The sequence below is a fragment of the Desulfobulbus rhabdoformis genome, assembly GCF_016919065.1.
Lineage (GTDB): Bacteria > Desulfobacterota > Desulfobulbia > Desulfobulbales > Desulfobulbaceae > Desulfobulbus > Desulfobulbus rhabdoformis.
Window position 1 is genome coordinate 1 of record NZ_JAFFQA010000111.1, and the last position, 1,934, is coordinate 1,934.

The following is a 1,934-nucleotide window of genomic DNA, read 5'->3' on the forward strand; positions in this document are numbered from 1 at the left end:
AGCTCGTAATCTGCTGCAACGAGAGAAAACCAAAATGAGTATCAAGCAAAAACAATTCAGAGCAGCCTGCGATAATCGGTTTCTTGGCAGTGTGCTTGCTAGCTAAAAATTTCGTGCGCTTGCCCTGGCCAAGGACCCCATAAATTCTCTTTCGAGTGCTCGACTGGACGCTCTTTTTCAACAACCTGAAATGTTGAATCTCGTAAACAGCCTGAGCAATAGTTGTCATAAGGCCCTGTATAATACAAAAAATCTATCACACCCCTTACTGTTTGCTCAACAAATTCAATTCGCTCATACAAAGGGACATCAAGATAGAACCTTGATGGAATAGGAAAAGTTGGTAATGTCATTTTTTTAACTTGATGTTTTTATTGCTTGAGAATCTTGTTGTTTGAAAGAGTTAACAAGTTATTAAAATGTTTCTGGCTATCACTCGCTATTTCAAACCAGGGTGTCAGGAAATCGGCGTTTTAGGGTATTAGCTAACTGAAAATCATGCAATTTTGAGCGATAACCATAAACCTGATATCATTCCATTAATTCTACCAAAGGGCTGGCTCAGTATAAAATACCAGAAAAAATCAATCTCCCGATGGTCAATACTTTTCCAATTTATTGAAACTGGGAGTTGAAACCATTTTTTCCTTTGGCGTGATGCATTACCTCGCGGCCATCTTTGAGCTGGTGAATGCTCATGATTGCCCTTTAATCTATCTGCTGCCACCTAATGATGCGTTTCCAGTCTGCTAATGGCGAAAAGGTTTTCTTCGTAAAAATGCGAACGCCATTAACTGGAACTTTGGCACATATGCTAACGTGATCGACCTCAACCGATTGAAAATCAAGCGCCTGAAGAGTAACGCAGACACTTTCTCGGCCACTCTGGTTTGTCACCTTCGTCGTTATAGTATACCAGATATTGTCTCTGGTAATTTCAACGGGCTTCACCTGTGGGGATGAGGCTTTTACTCCCTCCCTGGCTACAGCTATACATGCGATGATGAGTATTCCCAACACAGTAACGAATTGAGCTAATTTTAAATTCATTTCGATTTTACCCTGTATTAGAGGTGTTTATTGTGATCACAGATACGCTGAAAATGACAAAGTCAAACCACAAGGACATGATGGGCAAGATAATCATGATTGAAGAACCAGAGCCTTGCATCGCCCCGTCAAGACTTTTGCAATTATCGAAACCGGGAGTTGAACCCGGTGCCGACCTTCCAGCTCAAGGCCTACAAAGGGCACTGGAATACATGTGGGATACCATTAACGCCCTGCTCTGGGACAAATCGAAGCAGCGTGTAGGCCTGCCCCTAGCAGCAGCTTGTTATGTGTTTGACTGGTACAGCTAAACACCGGATTGAACCATCTTTTTAATTTTACGCGCTTTTTCAAAATGGTCTAACTCATGAGTCTCAATCCACCACCGGGCGGCCTCCATAAGAACTTCAGGCTGATAGTTCTTGTTCTTAAAAAATGCATAAAAGGATAGCCCTACATCCGGCCCCTTCTTCTCAATTTTCTGACCACAAACTTCAATGATCTTTCTTCTAAGTCCTTCTCTCAAATAGGCCCTCCTTGCTTCACATTGGGCACATAATATGATAATCACCGGTCTATCCAGTGGATTATTTGTAAGCGATCACGGGGCACCGAATCTGCGGTGTTATCGGCCTGCTTACGTACAGGCGTACGCTGCACAGGCCGACGCCTAGCATCTCCGGCACCCCGTAACCGCTTACAGTTTCAATAATACGAGTTCTTTCAGGGGGGGGGCTGATCGCTTACGATTATTTAGGCCTCTTCAGAGAAATCTGTGGGTGAACTCCGGCAAGGGCAAGTTGCCAAGAGTATGATATAGCGCGATTTCTCGGATTGTGTCGCTTCGAAATCCGTAGGATTTTCTGACTGTCAGTTTTGCTTTG

The 1,934-nt window shown here is 43.5% G+C and carries 3 protein-coding genes; 1 reads left to right on the forward strand and 2 read right to left on the reverse strand.

Annotated features, from left to right (window positions below; genetic code table 11):
- Positions 1–229 (reverse strand): hypothetical protein (locus tag JWJ90_RS22570; RefSeq protein WP_205229473.1); only part of this gene is annotated, 229 nt, incomplete at its 3' end.
- An 853-nt stretch (positions 230–1,082) separates the two neighbouring features.
- Between JWJ90_RS22570 and JWJ90_RS22575 the strand changes: the two genes are divergently transcribed.
- Positions 1,083–1,361 carry a hypothetical protein gene (locus JWJ90_RS22575; RefSeq protein ID WP_205229474.1) on the forward strand — a complete coding sequence of 93 codons (279 nt, stop codon included), beginning with the start codon at positions 1,083–1,085 and terminating at the stop codon, positions 1,359–1,361.
- On the opposite strand, the gene JWJ90_RS22580 is transcribed toward JWJ90_RS22575, so the two are convergent.
- The gene (locus JWJ90_RS22580; RefSeq protein WP_205229475.1) at positions 1,358–1,576 is read right to left on the reverse strand and encodes a DUF6500 family protein; all 219 of its coding nucleotides are present in this window, start codon (positions 1,574–1,576) and stop codon (positions 1,358–1,360) included. The genes JWJ90_RS22575 and JWJ90_RS22580 overlap by 4 nt on opposite strands.
- Between the last annotated feature and the right edge of the window lie 358 nt (positions 1,577–1,934).